Raw genomic sequence first — 20,621 nt, 5'->3', positions numbered from 1 at the left:
ACAGCGTGGGTCAGAACACAGGGTGCAAGTGGATGTAACAAGCCTCAAGAGAGGCTGGATCACAACCATGAAGATCAATCAGAATGGGCAAGATGTTCGCGGATCAATGAAGTATCAGAAACGAGGCACTATGGAGGTTACCACAGTAAAAACAGGCAGCGGTGTAATCACAGAGATAAAACGATTGATGAAAATATATCAACTGACCTGACGATATTGCTCGGTCACGGTAATACGCGGTTTCATCCGGTTATTCATCACCTTGATCACCCCGAAACGCGGCAAGGTTTTACTGGTGGTCAATACCAGATCGGCAGTGAGGTTCAAACAGACGCTAGCCTGATCCCCTGCCTCAATGACCATAAATTCGCCGTTGCCATGGGGTGTATTCATCAAGACCAGATCACCGTTTTGCGGGATCACTTGCGGATGCTGTTCACTAAAAAACCAGCTTTGCGGCATCAGAGGTTTATAAAAGCGACTGACCGCGATGGCATTAAGCACCAACTGAACCTGATGAGGAATACTCCACTCAAGTTCGGCTGCTTTATCCATCAACTGATAATAGAGGGCTGCATCATCGACACAAAAAGGCTGGGCTGCAAACGAACTGGGCACCAATTGTCGCCCTTTATACTCGGTCGCAAATAACATGTTATCAGACAGGTCCAACATCAGACGGTCACTCTGGGCATCATAGTGCCATTGCCAGCTATCGGTCGGTTGGATAAACATGTTGGAGCCCTTACTTGATAATTACCAGTTGACTTTATTCCATATGCAGGAAATCAGCAACGTCAAATAAAGGGCTCCTCCATCTATTTCTTAAATATTGGTCACAATCTCTTTGACCAGCCCCGGCCCTTTATAAATAAAGCCGCTATAAATTTGTACCAGACTGGCACCGGCGGCCAATTTTTCACGGGCGGCCATGGCACTATCAACACCACCCACCCCGATAATTGGCAGAGCACCATTGAGCGCCTTGGCCAGATGGCGGATCACCTCGGTACTCTTGTGCTGCAGCGGACGACCACTCAGGCCACCCGCTTCACCGGCGTGGGGCATGTCATAAATCATCTCGCGCTCGAGGGTGGTATTGGTGGCGATAACCCCATCAATACCATTCCGTACCAGCGAAGCGGCCACCTGATCTATTTCTTCAAGGCTTAAATCCGGGGCAATTTTAACCGCCAGCGGCACATACTTTTTATATTGGGCGGCCAGCTCTTGCTGACGCACCTTGAGGGCGGCCAGCAATTCATCCAGCGCCTCGCCATATTGCAGCGAACGCAAACCCGGGGTGTTGGGGGAAGAGATATTGACGGCAATATAACCGGCATGATCATAAACCTTGTCCATGCAGATCAGGTAATCATCCTTGCCCTGTTCGATGGGAGTGTCTTTGTTTTTGCCGATATTAATGCCGATGACTCCCTGATATTTGGCCTCTTTTACCTTGGCCACCAGATGATCAACCCCCTTGTTGTTGAATCCCATCCGGTTGATGATCCCCTCTGCCGGAATAACCCGGAACAGGCGCGGCTTGTCGTTGCCGCTCTGGGGTCTGGGGGTGACGGTACCGACTTCGATAAAGCCAAATCCCATGGCGCCCAGCGCGTCAATGCACTCACCATCTTTATCCAGACCGGCTGCCAATCCCACCGGATTGGCAAAAGAAAGCCCCATGACAGTGACGGGGCGTTTTGGCAAATTCTGGCGGAAGAAACAATCGAGTGGCGTACCGAGAAGGCGGGGCAAATATTTCATGGAGAGATCGTGAGCCTGTTCCGGATTGAGTTTGAACAGGAAATGCCTGGCGATGGGGTACAACATCTTTGCTCCTTAAAGAAAGCCCCGGCAACTGGCCGGGGCTTTGGGTGTAATGTCGGTGTCATGCCTTAATCTGGCAATTAAAGTGCCCGACAATTCAACTGGAGCAGGTTCAACTCTCGCAAGGCCACCGAGAACTTGGCGAACTCGTGAGTGCTGGTGGTCTTGAAGTCGGCCAACATGTGGGTCCAACGGGACAAGAGTTGCTCATGCTCCGAAATCCAGTCGGCCAGTATGGTAGCGCATTCTCCCTGATCTTTGCACCCTTCCAGTACCACAGAAGTGAGACTGCGCTGCTGCCAGTCCAGATCTTCGCGGAAGGAGGCTCGCGCCATCGCCTGCCAGTGGTTGCCGACCGGCTGATGGTTGATCTGGTCGAGGAACCAATGCAGATCCAGTTTGGCTCCGAGGCGATAGTAGACATTGGCGGCGCGCAGGATATCGGTCTTGTGCTCCGCGGCAATCTGCGCCAGATCCAGGCTGGAGAAGAGGCTGCTCATATGGGCGACCTGACGGGCAATGGCCTCCGGCACCTGTTTCTCCATCCACTTGGCAACAGCCTGACGATGCTCGGCCACTTCGCTCTCATCCATCACCTCGTAAAGGTGCTTCCCTAAGGTCTCGAACGCCGGGCGGAAGAAGGCGATGTTCTCGCTGATGCTCCAGCTGCGATTGCGGGCGCGCAGGAACCAGCGGGTGGCACGGCGCACAATACGGCGGCTGTAGAACATCAGCTCGAGCTGAGTCTGGGCATCAACCAGGTTGTCGCACCCTTCTATATCGCGCCACAGCTGGTTCATACCAAACACTTCGCGGGCCATGGCGAAGCAGCAAGCCACTTCGGCGACCGAGGCTCCGGTCTCGTCCTTCATCCGGCTGGCGAAGTTGAGCCCCATGTCGTTAACCAGCATGTTGGCCACCCGGGTAGCGATGATCTCGCCGCGTAGCGGGTGATCGGCCAGCTGGGCACCAAACTGCTGCTGCACCTTGGCCGGGAAGCTGGTGACCAGCATGTTGGCGAGGAAGGGCTCGTCGGTCACTTCCGGGCAGTTAAGCTGCTCTTTCAGCACCATCTTGCCGTAGGCCACCAACACCGCCAGTTCGGGGCGGGTCAGTCCCTGCCCTGCCGCCATCCGCTCGGAAAGCTCCTCATCGGATGGCAGGAACTCCAGCGCACGATCGAGCTTGCCTTCCCGCTCCAGCCCCTGAATAAAGCGCTGTTGCTCTTTCAGTTGTTCAGAGCCGCGGAAGCTGGTGACCGAGATGGACTGGGACTGGCGATAGGCGTTGGTGATCACGATCTGCGCCACGTCGTCGGTCATCTCATAGAGCATCTGGTTACGCTGCTTGAGGGTCAGATCCCCTGCGGCCACCAACTGGTTCAGCAGGATCTTGATGTTCACCTCGTTATCAGAGCAATCCACCCCGCCCACGTTGTCGGTAAAATCGGTGTTGATGCGACCGCCCTGACTGGCGTACTCCACCCGACCAAGCTGGGTAAAGCCGAGGTTACCCCCCTCGCCCACGATACGGGCCCGCAGATCGCGACCATTGACCCGCAGTGCATCGTTGCTGCGATCGCCCACTTCCCCATCGCTCTCGCGAGCGCTCTTCACATAGGTGCCGATGCCGCCGTTCCACAACAGGTCGACATTGAGGCAAAGCAGCGCCTTGATCAGCTCGTTTGGGGCCATGCTGGTCTTGTCGGTACCTAGCAGGGTCTGCATCTCGGGGCTCAGCTTGATGGATTTGGCAGAGCGCAGGAAGATGCCACCCCCTTGTGATATCAGCTCCCGGTTGTAGTCATCCCAGCTGGAACCCGGCAGATCGAACAGGCGCTGGCGTTCGACAAAGCTCTTTGCCGCATCCGGAATGGGGTCAACGAAGATGTGCATGTGGTTGAACGCACCCACCAGCCGGGTATGCTCGGAGAGCAGCATGCCGTTGCCGAACACGTCGCCGGCCATGTCCCCAATCCCCACGCAAGTGAAGTCGGTGGTCTGGCAGTTGACGCCAATTTCACGAAAATGCCGCTTGACCGACTCCCAGGCACCACGGGCGGTGATGCCCATCTTCTTGTGGTCGTAACCGACCGAGCCGCCGGAGGCGAATGCATCGCCGAGCCAGTGACCGTATTCGAGGCTGATCTCGTTGGCAATATCCGAGAAGGTGGCTGTGCCCTTGTCTGCGGCGACTACCAGGTAGTAGTCATCCTCATCGTGACGCACCACGGATTTGGGCGGGATCACCTCGCCGCCGATGATGTTGTCGGTCACATCGAGCAGGCCGCGGATAAACAGGCGATAACAGGCCTTGCCCTCCTCCTGGATGACGGCACGGGGCGCCCCCACAGGCATCTGCTTGCAGTAGAAACCGCCCTTGGCCCCCACCGGCACGATGACGGTGTTCTTGACCTGCTGGGCTTTCACCAAACCCAATACCTCGGTGCGGAAGTCCTCTTTTCGATCTGACCAGCGCAGGCCGCCACGGGCCACTTTACCCCAGCGCAAATGCACCCCTTCCACCCGTGGCGAATAGACGAAGATCTCGAATTTCGGCAGCGGCAGCGGCATGTCGGCAATGCTGGAGGGAGCCAGTTTGAAGGAGATGTAGGGCTTGATGTTGCCCGCCTTGTCCAGCTGGTAGTAGTTGGTGCGCAGGGTGGCATCGATCATCTCCACATAGCGGCGAATGATGCGATCGTCGTCCAGGTTGGCCACCTGATCCAGCTTGGTGGCAAGCTCCTCGTGCAACTTGGCTTCTGCTTTGGCATCCTGCTTGCCAGCCGGGTCGAGACGCTGCTCGAACAGGGTAAACAGCAGCTGGGCGATATCAGGGTAACGGGTCAGGGTCTCTTCGATATAGGACTGGCTGAAGGAGACGCCGGTCTGGCGCATGTATTTGGCATAGGCGCGCAGCACCGAGACCTGACGGCCAGTGAGGCCCGCCCCCAATACCAGCCGGTTGAAGCCGTCATCTTCCAGCTGCTTGTTCCAGATGGCGGCAAACGCCTGCTGGAAGCGCTGCTGGCTCTGGGCCAGATCAAAGGGCTGCTCGCCGTGCAGCAACATGGAGAAGTCGAGGATCCAGAACAGATCGCCAGCCGGAGTGCGTACCTGATACGGGGTCTCGCCGATCACCCGCAGCCCCATGTTCTCCAGCATCGGCAGCACATCGGAGAGGTGAATGGGCTCGGTGCGATGGAACAGCTTGAGCCGTACCCGACGGTCGTTCTCCTCCTCCTGCGCGCGGTAGAACAGCATCCCCAGCGGCTCGGCTTCGCTCAGGTTATCGAGCGCCATGATATCGGCCACGGCCGAGCCTGGCAGCACATCCTCCTTGTAAGCGCGAGGGAATGCGGTGCTAAAACGGCGTCGCAGCTCGTTGCCACGAGCCTCGCCATAATGGGAAAGCAGCACGGAGTCGAGTCTGTCGTCCCAGCTGCGGGCCGCTTCAATCAGGTTATTCTGTACTTCGTTCACATCCACATCCACGTTGTTGTTGTTGACCCGCACTATGTAGTGGGTCCGCGCCAGCACGCCTTCGGTGAAGTAGACGTTGAACTCCACCTCTTCATTGCTGCCAAAATATTTCTGCAAAATTTGCTGGGTCTTGATCCGCAGCGCCGTGTTGTAGCGCTCCTTGGTGACATAGACCATGCAGGAGAAGAAGCGACCATAGACATCCCGGCGCACGAATAGCCGCAGCATGTCCCGCTCCTGCATCTCCAGCACCCCAAGGCCGGTAGCCAACAGCTCCTCTTCGCGGGCCTGGATCAGTTCGTCACGGGGATAGGTTTCCAATACGTTCAGCAGCGCCTTGTAGGCGTGGGAGCCCTTCTCGTGACCGGAGGCGGCCATTATGCGCTCGAGTCGATGGCTGATGAGCGGGATCTGGGTCGCGCTGGTGTTGTAGATGGAAGAGGCGTAGAGACCGATGAAGCGATCTTCCCCGATCACCTTGCCATGCTCGTCAAAGCGCTTGATGCCAATGTAATCCACATAAGCCGGACGGTGCACCCGGGACTTGCTGTTGGATTTGGTGAGGATCAGCAGATCAGAACTCAGGGCGGCGTGACGGGCGCTGGCTGGCATGTTGCCAAGGCGCTGACCCACCTCCTTGATGGAGTTTTTCATCAGCCCCAGGCTGGAGCTCGCCTGCGGCAGGATCTCGTGATCCCCCTCCACCGCCTTGACGTCGTAACGGCGATAACCCATCAGGGTGAAGTTGTGGGCAGCCACCCATTTGAGGAAAGCAACGCAGGAGGCCACCTCCTCCTTGCTGACCGGGTGCTTGCGCTTGGGCAGTTCGTCAATGATCTCATTGAGCTTGGCCAGCATGGGCTGCCAGTCGCCGACTGCCAGTGCCACTTCACTAGCCACCGAGTTGAGCTCGGCAGCCAGCGCGGCCATCTGCTCCTCGCTGGTGAGGTGATCGATCTCGATAAGGAATGCCGTTTCAACCGAGGTCTGCCCGTCGGTGTTGTCGAGCTCCAGAATGGCGTCAATCTTGCCATCCGCTCCACGAATGAGGTGCAGCGGTTGGTGCAGCATCATGTGGGCGGTGATATTGAGCCGTTTTAGCGCCATCCGGATGGAGTCCACCAGGAAGGGCGAGTCCTGCAGGATCACCTCGACGATGGTATGGGGCGATTGCCAGCCGTGACGGGTCAGCTCGGGATTGTAGACCCGGATGTAGGGATCGGTACCGCTGCGCTGATTGAGGGCATTCCACAGGCTCAGGGCCGCGCCATAGAGATCGCTGTCATTGCGATCGTGCAGGTCGGAGCTCGCCATGTTGCCGTAGAACTTGGCAACGAAGCGCTCGACCAGAGAGGCACTGTTTTTGGGCAACTTCTGATGGATCAGGCTGAGAACGTTTTCGAGCAGAACTGAGGTAGGGGCGTCTTTCAATGCCATTTTTATATTCCTTATCGGACGACATTAACCACCGACGCAGAGGTAACCACCCTGGTTACCCGCTGGTGCAGAGTTGTTGCGAAGTGTAATGGCTTGGCTAAGGGAAGGCGAGGAAAGGTGCTAACGAGATGTTAAAAACAAGGTGCAGATCACGGCTTAAACTGTGATAAATTTTGCAAATAACCAAAAATACAGAAATTCCCACTACCTTTGTGCCAGTTTACCGGATGGATAGTGACGCAAAGCAGATAAACAGTCGGTAATCTGTTCGATTTTTGTTAATTTATGCGTTCGAGGCTGATAAAGCGGTAATCGTCCTGGGTTTTGAGCCGAAAATAGCCATGCACACCATTGATGGCGACAAAGGGCCGTATTTTTTCTATGCCGAGCTCCAGGGTCAATCCCTGTTCGCTGCGCACCACCAGCCGTCTGGCATGGCCCTGATACATCAGCATCACCTCATCGCTATTCAATGAGAGCCGAAAAGTAAACTGCTTCACACTTGCTCCTGATCACACGACAAATCACACAATGGGGGCAGGCGCATTCACGCCCCTGCCCCGTCGACACTTACTGCTGCAGTGCCTTGCTGACCTTCTCGAACAGATCCCGTGCCAGCCCCTCAAGGTTGGCAAGACGGGTCAGCTCGGCGCGGATCAGCGCCTTGCGCGCCTCATCCAATCGCTTGAACTGGATAAGCGGAGTGATAAGGCGGGAGGCCACCTGCGGATTGACCTCGTTGAGCTCGATCAGCAGATCGGTCAGGAAGCGGTAACCACTGCCATCCACCGCATGGAACTGCACCTGATTGCTCATGGCGAAACTGCCGATCAGCGCCCGCAGCCGGTTCGGATTGCGAATGCTGAAAGTGGGGTGATTCATCGCCTGTTTCACTTCGCTAAGCACATCGGCAGCCGGTTTGCTGCCAATCAGCCGCAGCCAGTTGTCCAGCACCAGTCCATCCTTGGCCCACTGGCCTTCAAAATCGGCCAACAGCGCGGCACGGCATGGCAACAGATAGCCGTTGGCCACCTGCAACGCCGCCAGGGTGTCGGTCATGTTGTCGGCAGTTGCATACTGCTCGCGCACCAGCGCATCGGCATGCTCCGCATCCAGCGCCGCCAGATAGCCGAGCACGACCCCTTTGAGGGCTCGTTTGGCCATATCGGCATGCACCACCTGATAACCGTTCAGACGCAAACTCTGATAGGTCGCCGCCAAACGCGCGCCAAAGGCCTCGGCAAGACGGGTGTGGATCGCGTCGCGCACCTGATGGATGGCATCAATATCGGCCACCTCGAACAGCTCGGCCAGGGTCGCTTCACCGGGCAGCGCCAGGATCTCCGCCTTGAGGGCCAAATCGAGATCGCTGTCGTCCAGAATGGCGACGAAGGCGGCCAGCAGGGTTTGGGAGAGCTCAACCCCCCGCCCATGCTGGACCCGTGCCACCCCATCGATGACCGCCTTGTTGATCAGCATCTGGGCGGCATCCCAGCGGGCAAACTCGTTGCGGGCAAAGCGCATCAGGAAGGCGAGCGCTTCATCGCTGTAGTCATAGTGCAGCTTGACCGGCGCGGAAAAGTCCCGCAGCAGGGAGGGAACCGGCTTGACCGGCACCCGATCGAATTCGAAGGTCTGCTCCGCTTCCAGCACGTCGAGCACGTTGCCGATGGCCTTGCCCTGATACTGCAACGGGATAACGGCACCCTGCTCGTCATAGAGCTCGATGTCGAGAGGGATATGCAGCGGCAGCTTTTGCGGTTGATCCTGAGTCGGCGGGGTGTGCTGGCTCACATGTAGACGGTAAACACCGCTCGCGGCATCGTACTCGTCGGTCACGGTCAGCTCGGGGGTGCCGGACTGGCTGTACCAGCGACGGAAACGACCGAGATCCACACCGGAAGCATCCTCCATCGCCTGCACGAAATCATCACAAGTAGCGGCCGAGCCGTCGTGACGCTCGAAGTAGAGACGCATACCAGCCTGGAAGGCTTCTTCCCCCAGCAGGGTGTGCATCATGCGGATCACTTCCGACCCCTTCTCGTAGACGGTGAGGGTGTAGAAGTTGTTCATCTCGATCACCACATCCGGGCGGATCGGGTGCGCCATGGGGCCGGCATCTTCGGCAAACTGCGGGCCACGCACGGTACGCACGTTGTTGATGCGGTTGACGCCACGGGAGCCCAAGTCGGAGGAGAACTCCTGATCCCGGAATACCGTCAGCCCCTCTTTCAGGCTGAGCTGGAACCAGTCTCGACAGGTGACGCGGTTGCCGGTCCAGTTGTGGAAATATTCGTGACCGATCACCCGTTCGATACCGTGGTAGTCGCTATCGGTAGCGGTGGCCGGATTGGCCAGCACGAACTTGGAGTTGAAGATGTTGAGCCCCTTGTTCTCCATGGCGCCCATGTTGAAGAAGTCCACCGCGACGATCATGTAGATGTCGAGATCATACTCAAGGCCGAAACGCTGCTCGTCCCAACGCATGGAGTTGATGAGGCTCTCCATGGCAAAACCGGCACGATCCAGGTTGCCCTTGTCGACGAAGATCTCGAGGGCCACCTTGCGCCCGCTCTTGGTGGTGTAGTGGCTGCGCTCCACATCGAAATCACCGGCCACCAGCGCAAACAGGTAGCTGGGTTTGGGGAAAGGATCCTGCCACTGCACGAAGTGACGGCCGCCATCCAGATCACCGCTATCAACCTTGTTGCCATTGGAGAGCAGGAAGGGGAACTGGGCTTTGTCGGCGGTAATGCGGGTGCTGTAGCGCGCCAGAATGTCGGGGCGGTCCAGATAATAGGTAATGCGGCGAAACCCTTCGGCTTCGCACTGGGTGCAGTAGGCATCACCTGATTTGTAAAGCCCTTCCAGCGCGGTGTTGGCGGCCGGATCCAGCAGGGTGACGATGGTCAGTACACATTCGGCAGGCAGGTTGAACAGGGTCAGACTGCTCTCGCCTTGCTCGTAGTGGTCACAGGGAATGCCATCAATGGCAACGCTCTTGAGAGTCAGCTGTTCACCATCGAGGACGAGCGGCGCATTGTGCTCACCGTTGCGACGAATGCGGGTGATGGCGGTGACCTGAGTCAGCGGCTCCTGCAGTTGGAAATCGAGGTCGATGGTGTCGATCCAGTAGAGCGGCGCCTGATAATCCTGGCGATATTTGGCCGTCATGGCCTGGGAGTGATCGGTCATTATTGTCTGCTTCCACGCTTGTTAAAGGCGAGAAAGAGGCTGTCACAACCAACTGGCGGGGTCAAACAATTTGCATTACGTCAGATACGCCAGACAAAAAGAAAGGGCGACCGCAGTCGCCCTTGTGCATTGGACGTCGCCTTGTCAGCTGCGTTTGCTGACCTTGGCCAGATCCGCCGTGATATTGGCCGCTTCGATGAGATACTCATCGGGCGCTTCAAAATCAGCGGGCAGTTCATCCAGACTCTTCACCGCCGGCTTGCCAAGACGTGCCAGACGCTCGTTGGTACGTTTGAGCGCTTTCTCATCCTGTTTCGCCTGCTCTGCAACACGCTCCGCCTCGTTGAGGGAGACCGACTTCTTGTCTTTCTCCTCCTTGTAGTCGGCAATGTCCTGCATCACATAGGCAAACTCGGGATCCTTGGCGATCCGGGCATCGTGCGCCGCCTGCAACTTGGGCAGCACGCTGGCGAAGTTGCCGAGTTTCTCGTAGTTGGCGGAGGCAATCTTGTCCCACGGCAACGCATTGAACTCACGGCTTTCGCCCGTCTCTTCCGGAGCAACCGGTGTCGGGAAGCTGATATCCGGCGCAACGCCCTTGTTCTGGGTGCTGCCACCGTCGATCCGGTAGAACTTGGCGATGGTGTACTGCACGTGACCCAGCGGCTGCTCGTAGAAGTCATAGACCTTGGCGAGGCTGCGATGCTGCTGCACCGTCCCCTTGCCGAACGAGTTTTCACCCAGGATCAGGGCACGGCCATAATCCTGCATGGCCGCAGCGAAGATCTCGGAGGCCGAGGCACTGTAGCGGTCGATCATCACCGACATGGGGCCGCCGTAGTAAACGTTGCCATCGTCATCGCCATTGACCGTGATACGGCCCATGTGATCACGAATTTGCACCACGGGACCGCTGGCAAAGAAGAGACCGCTCAGGGCGGAGGCTTCGGTCAGGGCGCCGCCGCCGTTACCGCGCAGATCGATGATCAGACCATCGATCTTCTGCTTGTTCAGGCTGGAGAGCTCCTTGATCACGTCGTCGTGCAGATTGACGTAGAAACTCGGGATCTCGATGACGCCAATCTTCTTGCCTTCGGCGTTAATCACCTTGGACTTGGCTGCCCGGTCTTCAAGGCGCACCTTGTCGCGGGTCAGCTCGATCTGCTCGGTCTTGGCAGTTGCCCCCTTGCCACGCTGGATCTCCAGCTTGACCTTGCTCCCCTTGGGCCCCTTGATGAGCTCGACCACGTCATCAAGACGCCAGCCGATCACATCGACAATCTTGCCATCTTCCTGCCCCACCCCGGTGATCTTGTCATCGGGCTTGAGGTGGTTGGATTTGGCAGCCGGGCCACCGGGCACCAGAGAACGGATGACGGTAAAGTCATCTTCCGCCTGCAACACGGCACCAATCCCCTCCAGCGAGAGGTTCATCTCGGTATTGAAACGATCGGCACTGCGCGGTGAGAGGTAACTGGTGTGCGGTTCGATGGCGCGAGCGAAGGAGTTCATGAAGAGCTGGAAGACATCCTCGCTCTCGGTCTGGGACATCCGCTTGATAGCGTTGTTGTAACGCTTGCCAAGCAGCTCCTTGATCTCGGGCCACTCCTTGCCGCTGAGCTTGAGGCTCAGAGCATCAAACTTGACCCGCTGACGCCACAGCTCGTTGAGCTCTGCTTCATCTTTGGGCCAAGCCGCCCCTTCCCGATCAAACACATAGTTGTCGGTCTGGGTAAAATCGAAAGGAGTATCAAGCAGTTTGAGGGCGTATTCGAACCGCTCATAACGCCGCTGCTGACTCAGGTTGAACATCTCGTAGGCGGGCGCCAGACGGCCTCTTTCGAGGTCGGTGTCAAAACCGTTACGGTACTTTTCAAAACGGCTGATATCAGAGGCCAAAAACAGGTTGCGGCTGTAGTCCAGATTCTCCAGATATTTATCGAAAATCACGGAGGAAAAGGCATCGTCCAGCTTGAACTGTTTGTAGTGCGAGCGGGTAAACAGATTGGTAATTCGCTTGCTGGCCGTAGCATGTTGGCTCTCTTGAGCCAACACAGGCAAATCACTCTCCTTGAGCACCGGCTCGATGGCCTGTGCAAGCCCGGCAAGCGCCAGGCTACAGGCAACGAGGGAAAAACGAATTACGCCATGCTTCAACATTTGTCTCCTTAGAGAACCAAGTGCTCTGATTTGACCCGCACCATCATGCCGGTCTGCAGTTGGACCTGTACATCGTCCTTGGTTACTTCCTTGATGGTTGCCGGAACCGGGAATTTACCCATAACGACGCGCACATCCTGGCCCACTTTCAGCGTAGCGGCATCCACTTTAACCAGCGGAGCGTCAGCGACCGGTGCCTTGGCGGCAGCTTTCGGCTTGGCAGCTACATCAGCTTTCTCGGTTTTGCGCACAGCAGGACGACGGGGCTTCTTGGCCTTCTCATCCTTCTCTTTGGTATTGGTACGACGGCTGGCGAATACGCGCTCTTTGCTCTCTTTCAGAGCTTGCTTGGCGTGCTCGATGTGCTCTTCGGTCAGCAGCTCGCCCGGGTTGCCATCCAGATCAACGCGAGCCTGGCCAGCTTTGAGACCGTGCAGGTAGCGCCAGCTGGAGGTGTATTGACGCAGTGCGGAACGCAGCATGGTCTTGGAGACTCTGGCATCGTCAGCAAGACGCTCGGCCAAATCCTGGAAGATGCCAATCTTGAGCGGCTTGGCCTCTCCTTCAGCAACGAAGCAGGCCGGGAATTTCTCGACCAGGTAGGCAACGATCTCTTTACTGTTCTTCAGCTTCTCAGTGTTTTCCATGTATAACCTTGGCTTTCATATAAACGCACGGGCACGTCCCGAGCACAACAAAGGCCCCATTATAGAGAGCTTGGGGCCTTTTGCGAACCATCTAGCAATGACTTAGAGCATGCTTTCCAAAATTTGCACCGTTTCTTCGAGGCCAATCCGGTCTTGCTGGTCGAAACGGTTAAAAATTGGACTGTCGATATCGAGCACCCCGATGATCTCGCCACCACGGCGCATCGGGATCACGATTTCCGAGTTGCTCGCGCCATCACAAGCGATGTGACCATCGAACTGGTGGACATCGTCAATGAGCTGGGTTCTCCCCTCTGCCACTGCCGTACCACACACCCCGCGGCCGACCGGGATCCGCACGCAGGCCGGTTTGCCCTGAAATGGCCCCAATACCAGGGTCTCTCCCTGCAACAGATAAAAACCGACCCAGTTGATCTCCGTCAGCTCCTGATTAAGCAGTGCGGAGAGGTTGGCCAGATTGGCAATCAGATCGGTTTCCCCCTCCAGCAGCGCCTTGGCCTGCTGGTTGAGGGTGCGATAAAACGGTTGTTTTTCAATCATGATTAAATGAACTTCACTCCCTGATGGTTTGGGGAAGGTAACGCCTGGCCGGGAAATTTCAAATATTTTTTCCACTCCCCACCTCTTGCGCCGTTATTCCCGGGCAACGGAAAGCGCCAATTGCTGGCGTTGACCATTACTCCACTCGATATTTAACAACCAGATCATGACGGGTGATGTACAGCTACCCACCTGGGTTACCCCCTGCCACTGTCCATCTATTTCTTCAAAGCTCACCGGAATGGTGCCCATAAACATATCTTTGCCTTCGAGTGTCGCTTTCACCGGTTTGATGGCCGGATCGCCGCCGGTAATAGCGATGGCAAAGTCATGTTCGGCGCGCAGCGGTAATTCCTTGATGGCGACCGTCAGCGGCTTGTCACCAATCAGCGCGCTGCAAGGGGTGTGGGAAAGATCACAAATCTGATCTTTTTTCTGGTCAGCAGAGACGCTGTTATCGGCCGAAAACCAGGTGCGATAGGCCATCAGCGCCAATAACAGCGCCAATACCAGTACGAGGTGCAAAACTTTACGTGCGGTAAGTCTCTCTTTCATCAAAAACAGCCCGATTAAGATGCAATTAAAATAGTTTTTTGTGATCTCGAACAAGGTAAAAAACTGCTATATCGAGACCGGACGGAGCCAAATATATCACTGTTTATACTGTTATTTTACCTGTCACTTCAGTATCATTCCCATGCAGTTTTCATTTAGCCATCTTTTGCTTTTCCTTTCGTTAACAGATGTTAACAACTGGTCGGCGGTGGCTGATGAAGCCAGTCCGGTCCTCCGGATACAAAACCAAACAACAGCAGCATCGGAAGCGGAATATAACGATGAGCCATACAACTAACCATCCTGAGTACAACTACACCGTTGTTCGCCAGTTTACCGTCATGACGATTGTCTGGGGAATTGTCGGCATGTCGGTTGGCGTACTGATCGCAGCCCAGTTGATCTGGCCTGCCCTCAACTTCGAGACCCCGTGGCTGACTTACAGTCGTCTGCGGCCCCTCCATACCAACGCAGTGATCTTCGCCTTCGGCGTCAGTGCACTGATGGCAACCTCCTTCTACGTGGTTCAGCGCACCTGTCAAACCAGACTGTTTGGTGGCCCGCTGGCAACCTTCGTCTTCTGGGGCTGGCAAGCAATCATCCTCTCTGCCGCCATCTCTCTGCCGCTGGGTTACACCTCTGCCAAAGAGTATGCCGAGCTGGAGTGGCCGATTGATATCGCCATCACTGTGGTATGGGTCGCCTATGCCATCGTCTTCTTCGGCACCCTGATGAAGCGCACTACCTCCCACATCTATGTGGCGAACTGGTTCTTCGGCGCCTTCATCATCACCGTTGCGGTGCTGCACATTGTCAACAACATGGAAGTGCCGCTCTCCGGCATGAAGTCCTACTCCATGTACTCCGGCGCCATGGACGCCATGGTGCAGTGGTGGTATGGCCACAACGCGGTAGGCTTCCTGCTGACCGCTGGCTTCCTGGGGATGATGTACTACTTCGTGCCCAAGCAGGCCGGTCGTCCGGTTTACTCCTATCGCCTCTCCATCGTGCACTTCTGGGCGTTGATCTCCCTCTATATCTGGGCCGGTCCGCATCACCTGCACTACACCGCACTGCCTGACTGGGCCCAGTCCCTCGGCATGGTGATGTCCCTGATCCTGTTCGTACCCTCCTGGGGCGGTATGATCAACGGCATCATGACTCTCTCCGGTGCCTGGCACAAACTGCGTTATGACCCCATCCTGCGCTTCCTGATCGTCTCCCTCTCTTTCTACGGCATGTCGACCTTCGAAGGCCCGATGATGGCGATCAAAACCGTCAACGCCCTCTCCCACTACACCGACTGGACCGTTGGTCACGTGCACTCCGGTGCGCTGGGCTGGGTTGCCATGGTCTCCATCGGTGCGGTCTATCACCTGATCCCGAACCTGTTCGGTCAGGGCCGGATGTACAGCGTCAAGCTGATCAACGTTCACTTCTGGCTGGCGACCGTGGGCACCGTGCTCTACATCGTTGCCATGTGGATTTCCGGCGTGATGCAGGGCCTGATGTGGCGTGCAGTCAACGAAGACGGCACCCTGACCTACAGCTTCGTTGAAGCGCTGCAGGCATCCTATCCCTTCTATTTCGTGCGCTTCCTGGGAGGCTGCTTCTTCGTCACCGGCATGTTGCTGATGGCTTACAACGCCTATCGCACCATCACTGCGCCCAAAGGTTCTCTGGAACCTGTCGCCCAGCCAGCATGATTGAAGAGGTCAACCCATGAGCAACAATAACCGTCACGAAATATTTGAAAAAAGCGTTCCCATGCTGGTGGTCGGCATCATCTTTGCCATCAGTCTGGGGGGCCTGGTTGAAATCACCCCGCTGTTCTTCCAAAAGCAAACCACCGAGCCGGTGGAGGGCCTCAAGCCCTACACCGCTCTGCAGATGGAAGGGCGCGACATCTTCATTCGCGAAGGCTGCACCAACTGCCACAGCCAGATGATCCGTCCGTTCCGTGCCGAAACCGAGCGTTACGGTCACTACTCGGTCGCCGGTGAGAGCGTCTGGGAGCACCCCTTCCTGTGGGGCTCCAAGCGTACTGGTCCGGATCTGGCCCGTGTCGGTGGCCGTTACTCCGATGAGTGGCACAAGGTTCACCTGATCAACCCGCGCGATGTGGTACCGGAATCCAACATGCCCGCCTACCCCTGGCTTGATACCAATGTGCTGACCGGTGAGATGACGGCCAAGAAGCTGGCGCTGTTCCGCGATCACTTCGGTGTGCCCTATACCGATGCCGATATTCAGGGTGCTGGCGAAGCCGTCAAGGGCAAAACCGAGCTGGATGCGCTGGTGGCCTATCTGCAATCACTGGGTCATGCCCTGAAATAAGGAGGCGAAGATGGACTACGGCACATTTCGCGGTCTGTATACCCTGCTGTTGATGGCCATCATGATTGGCATCATCGTCTGGGCCTACAGCAAACGCCGCAAGACCTCTTTCGACGAGGCTGCCAATCTGGTTTTTGCCGATGATGAGCAACCCGGTGCTGATAAAAAGAACGCAGGAGCGAAACAATAATGAGCACTCTGTTTAGCATTTTTGTGACTGTCATCAGTCTGGGAACCATCCTCGGCTGCTTCTTGCTGCTGATGTGGTGCCGCAAGGACAAGATGGGTGTTGAAGAAGGCAAATCGATGGGTCACTCCTTCGATGGCATCGAGGAGATCAACAACCCGCTGCCGAAGTGGTGGACTTACATGTTCCTCTTCTTCATCGTCACCGGTCTGGTCTATCTGATCGCCTTCCCGGGGCTTGGCAACTTCAAAGGCCTGCTGGGCTGGCAAAGTTCCAACCAGGACGTGCGCTCGCTGGCCGAGTCCAAGGCTGCAACCGAATCGGCCAAGGCCGAAGGTCGCGCGGTGGAGTATGACCGCGAGGTCGCCAAGGCTGACGAGATCTACGGCGCCAAGTTCCGTGAACTCACCTACGAAGCGGATGGCAAAACCTATCGTGCCATCACCGAGATCGCCAAGGATCCGGAAGCCCTGAAAGTGGGTCAACGTCTGTTCCTGCAGAACTGCTCCCAGTGCCACGGCTCCGATGCCCGTGGTGGCCGCGGCTTCCCGAACCTGACCGACAGCGAATGGCAATGGGGCGGCCAGCCTGATCAAATCAAGACCACCATCATGGGCGGTCGTCAGGGGATCATGGCGGCCTGGGGTGAAATCCTCGGCAAAGATGGCGTTCAGGAAGTGGCCTCCTATGTGCTAAGCCTCTCCGGTCGCAAGGTCGACTTGGTCGAAGCGAAGAAAGGTGAAGCACGCTTTGCCATCTGCGCTGCCTGCCACGGGGCCGATGCCAAGGGCGGTATTGCCGTCGGTGCGCCAGATCTGACCAACAACACCTGGCTCTACGGCGGTTCCCGCGAAGTGGTGGTGCAGACCATCACCCACGGTCGCCACGGCGTGATGCCTGCTTGGAAAGACATCCTGGGTGAAGACAAGGTACACCTGCTGGCTTCCTACGTTTACAGCCTGTCCCATCAGCCTGCTAAATAAAGGTCGCTCACATAAGTCGTAACATGTGATAAACACGTGATTACACAGCAAAAAGCCTCGACTCCTCGAGGCTTTTTGTTATCTTGTGTTGCAGAAAAGCTCTCTTACTCGTTAATCATTCGTTTCACGGCAGTAGCATCATGACCCAACCTGTATTCAAACCCTGGTATCGCCAATTCTGGCCCTGGTTTATCATCGCCCTCCCCACTGCCGCCGTTGTCGGCAGCATCGCCACCGCCATCATCGCCAGCAAGGATGGGGTCAATCTGGTGGCCGAGGACTATTACAAACAAGGGAAAGAGATCAATCAGGACTTGAGCAAGTTTGACCGCTCCGAAGCGCTCAATATCCGCTTTGGGCTGGAAGTTGACGGCAACGAGCTGACCCTCAAACCCATCAGCGGTGACATTCCTGCCGGGCAAGCTCTCTATCTCTCATTGTTCCACCCGACCTTGGCCGGTCAGGACAGCGAACACATGATCACCGCCGATGCGAGCGGCACCTATCGCCTCCATTTCGACAAGCCGCTGGTCGGCAAGTGGCACATTCGGGTCGATGCCTTCGATCACCAGTGGCGATTGCAAGAGACCGTCCAGCTGCCCACCCTGGCCCCTGTCGAACTCGACCCGAAAGGACGCTAAGCCATGACCGGCTGTTCTCACTGTGGCGAGCCGGTGCTCGCCACCACCCCTGCTGCTTGCATTCTCCATTCAGGGGGACATCAATCATGACCCCCTGCTTTCACTGTGGCGAGCCGGTACCCGCCAATAGTGGCTATACCCTCGAGATAAAGGGGATTGTTCGCCCCATGTGCTGCCCCGGTTGTCAGGCTGTGGCAGAAACCATCATGGAGTGCGGCCTCGCCAGTTACTACGATCACCGCACCGCACCCGGCACCAAGGGGGATCTGGTGCCCGAGGAGCTGGCTGCCCTCATCCACTACGATCTGGCAGAAGTGCAACAGGAGTTTGTCACCGACAACGGTACCCTTCGCGAAATCCAGCTGACAGTTGAAGGGCTCAGCTGCGCCGCCTGTGCCTGGCTTATCGAACGCCACCTGATGACCCTTGGCGGCCTGCGCTACATCAACGTCAACACCACCACCCACCGGGCCCGCATCAAGTGGGATCCGGACCAGCTCTCCCTGAGTGACATTCTCAAGGGATTTGCCCAGATCGGTTATCGTGCCTACCCGTTCCAGACCCATCAACAGGAGGCGCTCTACGCCAAAGAGGTGCGCAGATATATGTTCCGGCTGGCACTGGCAGGGCTGGGCTCGATGCAGGTGATGATGTGCGCAGTGGCCCTCTATATGGACCTATTCATCAGTGTTGAAGATGAGTTCATGGTCTACTTCAAGTGGATAAGCCTGCTGCTCTCCACCCCCATCATGATCTACTCGGCCCAGCCCTTTTACGTGGGTGCCTGGCGCAGCCTGAAACAGGGCCATCTGTCGATGGATGTGTCGGTGTCACTTGCGCTGATCGGTGCCTTTGTTGCCTCCATGTGGGCCACTGTGTTCAATACCGGTGAGGTTTATTACGACTCCATCACCATGTTCGTCTTCTTCCTGCTGCTGGGGCGCTTTCTCGAGTTGCGGGCCCGGCGCAAGGCGTCGGAGTCGAGCTCCAATCTGGCGCGGCTGGTGCCCATTATGGCGACCCGCATCGATGATGAAGGAGAGCATGAGGTAGCGGCCAAGACCTTGCAGGTCGGCGATCGGGTACGGGTGCTTGCTGGCGCCACCTTGCCGGCAGACGGCATCATTGTCGAAGGGCAAGCCAGCCTCAACGAATCCATGCTGACCGGTGAACAGCTGCCCCTGCTCAAACAGCGTGGTGATCAGGTCTATGCCGGCACCATCAACACGGATGCCCCGCTGCAGATCCGGGTCAGCCACCGTATTGAAGAGTCGCGGATCGCCCAGATCATGCGGCTGCAGGATCACGCCCTCGATGACAAACCGGCCATCGCCCAGATGGCGGATCTGCTGTCACGCCACTTTATTCTGGTGCTGCTGATCATTGCCGCTGCGGTCTGGACCTTCTGGCACTTCCATCAACCAGATCAGGCGTTCTGGATCACCCTCGCCGTGCTGGTTGCCACCTGCCCCTGTGCCCTGTCGCTGGCCACCCCGACGGCGCTGACCTCGGCCACCGCCAATCTGACCCGCAACGGCATTCTGCTGCGCCGTGGTCATGTGCTGGATGTGCTGACCAAGGCCAACCGGATCGTGATGGACAAGACTGGCACCCTGACCACAGGGGAAATCAGTCTGACAGGCACCACCACCTTGGCAGAGATGGACGAGACGCAATGCCTCGCCATCGCCCGGGCCATGGAGGCGCAATCCGAACACCCCATTGCCCGCGCCTTCCGGTTGCCCGCCGACAACATCACAGTGCTGCCATCCGCCCGCGAGATCACCCCGGTCATCGGTCACGGCATCACAGCGCTGGTGGATGGCGTACGCTACCACCTCGGCAGTGCCCGCTGGATTGGGCTGGATCCGGCGCAAGAACGCGGCCGCGGTCTGGCTATCTATCTGGCTAACGAGCAGCAGGTATTGGCCCGTTTCAATCTGGAAGATACCCTGCGCCCCGATGCCAAGGCGCTGATCGCGGCATTCAAGGCGGCAGGTCTGCAAACTACGGTACTGACTGGTGACAGCTCCCTGCAGGCCGACGAGATTGCCCGCGAGCTGGGGGTGGATGAGCTGGTCAAGGGGGTCTCGCCCGATGGCAAGCTGGCGTACCTCAAGGCCCAGGAAGCCCAGGGGGATATCAGCATCATGGTGGGCGATGGCATCAACGACGCGCCGGTACTGGCTGGCGCTCACGCCTCGTTTGCCATGGCTGGTGGCACCGATCTGGCGAAAAACAGCGCCGACGCCATCCTGCTGGCCGATGACCTGAGCCGCCTGCTCGAGGCCAGAGTGCTGGCAATGCGTACCCGCAAGATCATCATCGAGAACTTCGCCTGGTCCATCGGTTACAACCTGCTGGTGCTGCCGCTGGCGGCCTGCGGCTGGCTGCCCCCCTATCTGGCGGCAGCGGGCATGTCGCTCAGTTCACTCATCGTGGTGACCAACTCCATGCGCCTCAACCGATGAGACCGGTGGCGAAAAATAGCTGAAAATGTGGCCTGCCTCCGATGCAGGCCACATTTCTCACTGATAGCGGCTGGCCCCCTGCCCGAACAGGGTTACCATAGGGGACGCTTGCCAAGGATGAACGCCAAGGTA

Annotated in this window: 15 protein-coding genes; 6 read left to right on the top strand and 9 right to left on the bottom strand. The window is 57.3% G+C overall.

Annotation, left to right across the window (positions count from 1 at the left end; translation table 11 throughout):
- Positions 1-198: 198 nt before the first annotated feature.
- From AB5Y99_RS06130 to AB5Y99_RS06090, 9 genes are all read right to left on the bottom strand, one after another.
- Positions 199-735, bottom strand: coding sequence for a cell division protein ZapC (locus AB5Y99_RS06130; RefSeq protein ID WP_107682979.1), 537 nt, complete (start codon positions 733-735; stop codon positions 199-201).
- A gap of 90 nt (positions 736-825) precedes the next feature.
- Entirely contained in the window at positions 826-1,836 is a 1,011-nt protein-coding gene (gene pyrD, locus AB5Y99_RS06125) for a quinone-dependent dihydroorotate dehydrogenase (RefSeq protein WP_107682980.1), read from the bottom strand.
- A gap of 77 nt (positions 1,837-1,913) precedes the next feature.
- On the bottom strand, positions 1,914-6,752 hold the full coding sequence (locus AB5Y99_RS06120) for an NAD-glutamate dehydrogenase (RefSeq protein WP_107682981.1): 4,839 nt from the start codon (positions 6,750-6,752) through the stop codon (positions 1,914-1,916).
- A gap of 278 nt (positions 6,753-7,030) precedes the next feature.
- Entirely contained in the window at positions 7,031-7,252 is a 222-nt protein-coding gene (locus AB5Y99_RS06115) for a DUF2835 family protein (RefSeq protein ID WP_005351919.1), read from the bottom strand.
- Between the two features lie 70 nt (positions 7,253-7,322).
- Positions 7,323-9,947: an aminopeptidase N gene (gene pepN / locus AB5Y99_RS06110; RefSeq protein WP_323892206.1), complete on the bottom strand. Its 2,625-nt coding sequence runs from the start codon at positions 9,945-9,947 to the stop codon at positions 7,323-7,325.
- A gap of 144 nt (positions 9,948-10,091) precedes the next feature.
- Positions 10,092-12,107: a carboxy terminal-processing peptidase gene (prc, locus tag AB5Y99_RS06105; RefSeq protein ID WP_213387198.1), complete on the bottom strand. Its 2,016-nt coding sequence runs from the start codon at positions 12,105-12,107 to the stop codon at positions 10,092-10,094.
- A gap of 8 nt (positions 12,108-12,115) precedes the next feature.
- Complete coding sequence (gene proQ, locus AB5Y99_RS06100) at positions 12,116-12,754, bottom strand: RNA chaperone ProQ (protein ID WP_005351923.1); 639 nt, start codon at positions 12,752-12,754, stop codon at positions 12,116-12,118.
- A gap of 102 nt (positions 12,755-12,856) precedes the next feature.
- Positions 12,857-13,315 (bottom strand): GAF domain-containing protein, encoded by a 459-nt coding sequence (locus AB5Y99_RS06095; protein WP_110303689.1) that lies wholly within the window; start codon positions 13,313-13,315, stop codon positions 12,857-12,859.
- Between the two features lie 93 nt (positions 13,316-13,408).
- Positions 13,409-13,870, bottom strand: coding sequence for a hypothetical protein (locus AB5Y99_RS06090; protein ID WP_005351925.1), 462 nt, complete (start codon positions 13,868-13,870; stop codon positions 13,409-13,411).
- Between the two features lie 281 nt (positions 13,871-14,151).
- Here AB5Y99_RS06090 and ccoN point away from each other — a divergent pair, with 281 nt between their 5' ends.
- The 6 genes from ccoN to AB5Y99_RS06060 all read left to right on the top strand — a co-directional run bounded on the left by ccoN (position 14,152) and on the right by AB5Y99_RS06060 (position 20,489).
- Positions 14,152-15,576: a cytochrome-c oxidase, cbb3-type subunit I gene (gene ccoN, locus AB5Y99_RS06085; protein WP_005336616.1), complete on the top strand. Its 1,425-nt coding sequence runs from the start codon at positions 14,152-14,154 to the stop codon at positions 15,574-15,576.
- 16 nt (positions 15,577-15,592) lie between these two features.
- Positions 15,593-16,207, top strand: a complete 615-nt coding sequence (ccoO, locus tag AB5Y99_RS06080) for a cytochrome-c oxidase, cbb3-type subunit II (RefSeq protein WP_005336618.1) — start codon at positions 15,593-15,595, stop codon at positions 16,205-16,207.
- Positions 16,208-16,217: 10 nt separating this feature from the next.
- Positions 16,218-16,397: a CcoQ/FixQ family Cbb3-type cytochrome c oxidase assembly chaperone gene (locus AB5Y99_RS06075; RefSeq protein WP_005336620.1), complete on the top strand. Its 180-nt coding sequence runs from the start codon at positions 16,218-16,220 to the stop codon at positions 16,395-16,397.
- Entirely contained in the window at positions 16,397-17,377 is a 981-nt protein-coding gene (ccoP, locus tag AB5Y99_RS06070) for a cytochrome-c oxidase, cbb3-type subunit III (protein WP_047435046.1), read from the top strand. The genes AB5Y99_RS06075 and ccoP overlap by 1 nt, the downstream gene beginning before the upstream one ends.
- A gap of 140 nt (positions 17,378-17,517) precedes the next feature.
- Positions 17,518-18,018 carry a FixH family protein gene (locus tag AB5Y99_RS06065; RefSeq protein ID WP_368209030.1) on the top strand — a complete coding sequence of 167 codons (501 nt, stop codon included), beginning with the start codon at positions 17,518-17,520 and terminating at the stop codon, positions 18,016-18,018.
- Positions 18,019-18,104: 86 nt separating this feature from the next.
- A complete protein-coding gene (locus tag AB5Y99_RS06060; RefSeq protein WP_323892202.1) occupies positions 18,105-20,489 on the top strand; it encodes a heavy metal translocating P-type ATPase in 2,385 nt (794 codons plus the stop codon).
- Positions 20,490-20,621: the final 132 nt, after the last annotated feature.

The sequence above is a fragment of the Aeromonas sp. R4-2 genome (assembly GCF_040908295.1).
Taxonomy (GTDB): domain Bacteria; phylum Pseudomonadota; class Gammaproteobacteria; order Enterobacterales; family Aeromonadaceae; genus Aeromonas; species Aeromonas veronii.
This window is presented reverse-complemented; position numbering and strand designations above follow the sequence as displayed.

Bases quoted from the DNA above. Each gene is read 5' to 3' on its own strand.
- AB5Y99_RS06130 (WP_107682979.1), bottom strand. From the start codon at position 735: ATGTTTATCCAACCGACCGATAGCTGGCAATGGCACTATGATGCCCAG.
- pyrD (WP_107682980.1), bottom strand. From the start codon at position 1,836: ATGTTGTACCCCATCGCCAGGCATTTCCTGTTCAAACTCAATCCGGAA.
- AB5Y99_RS06120 (WP_107682981.1), bottom strand. From the start codon at position 6,752: ATGGCATTGAAAGACGCCCCTACCTCAGTTCTGCTCGAAAACGTTCTC.
- pepN (WP_323892206.1), bottom strand. From the start codon at position 9,947: ATGACCGATCACTCCCAGGCCATGACGGCCAAATATCGCCAGGATTAT.
- prc (WP_213387198.1), bottom strand. From the start codon at position 12,107: ATGTTGAAGCATGGCGTAATTCGTTTTTCCCTCGTTGCCTGTAGCCTG.
- proQ (WP_005351923.1), bottom strand. From the start codon at position 12,754: ATGGAAAACACTGAGAAGCTGAAGAACAGTAAAGAGATCGTTGCCTAC.
- AB5Y99_RS06095 (WP_110303689.1), bottom strand. From the start codon at position 13,315: ATGATTGAAAAACAACCGTTTTATCGCACCCTCAACCAGCAGGCCAAG.
- AB5Y99_RS06090 (WP_005351925.1), bottom strand. From the start codon at position 13,870: ATGAAAGAGAGACTTACCGCACGTAAAGTTTTGCACCTCGTACTGGTA.
- ccoN (WP_005336616.1), top strand. From the start codon at position 14,152: ATGAGCCATACAACTAACCATCCTGAGTACAACTACACCGTTGTTCGC.
- ccoO (WP_005336618.1), top strand. From the start codon at position 15,593: ATGAGCAACAATAACCGTCACGAAATATTTGAAAAAAGCGTTCCCATG.
- AB5Y99_RS06075 (WP_005336620.1), top strand. From the start codon at position 16,218: ATGGACTACGGCACATTTCGCGGTCTGTATACCCTGCTGTTGATGGCC.
- ccoP (WP_047435046.1), top strand. From the start codon at position 16,397: ATGAGCACTCTGTTTAGCATTTTTGTGACTGTCATCAGTCTGGGAACC.
- AB5Y99_RS06065 (WP_368209030.1), top strand. From the start codon at position 17,518: ATGACCCAACCTGTATTCAAACCCTGGTATCGCCAATTCTGGCCCTGG.
- AB5Y99_RS06060 (WP_323892202.1), top strand. From the start codon at position 18,105: ATGACCCCCTGCTTTCACTGTGGCGAGCCGGTACCCGCCAATAGTGGC.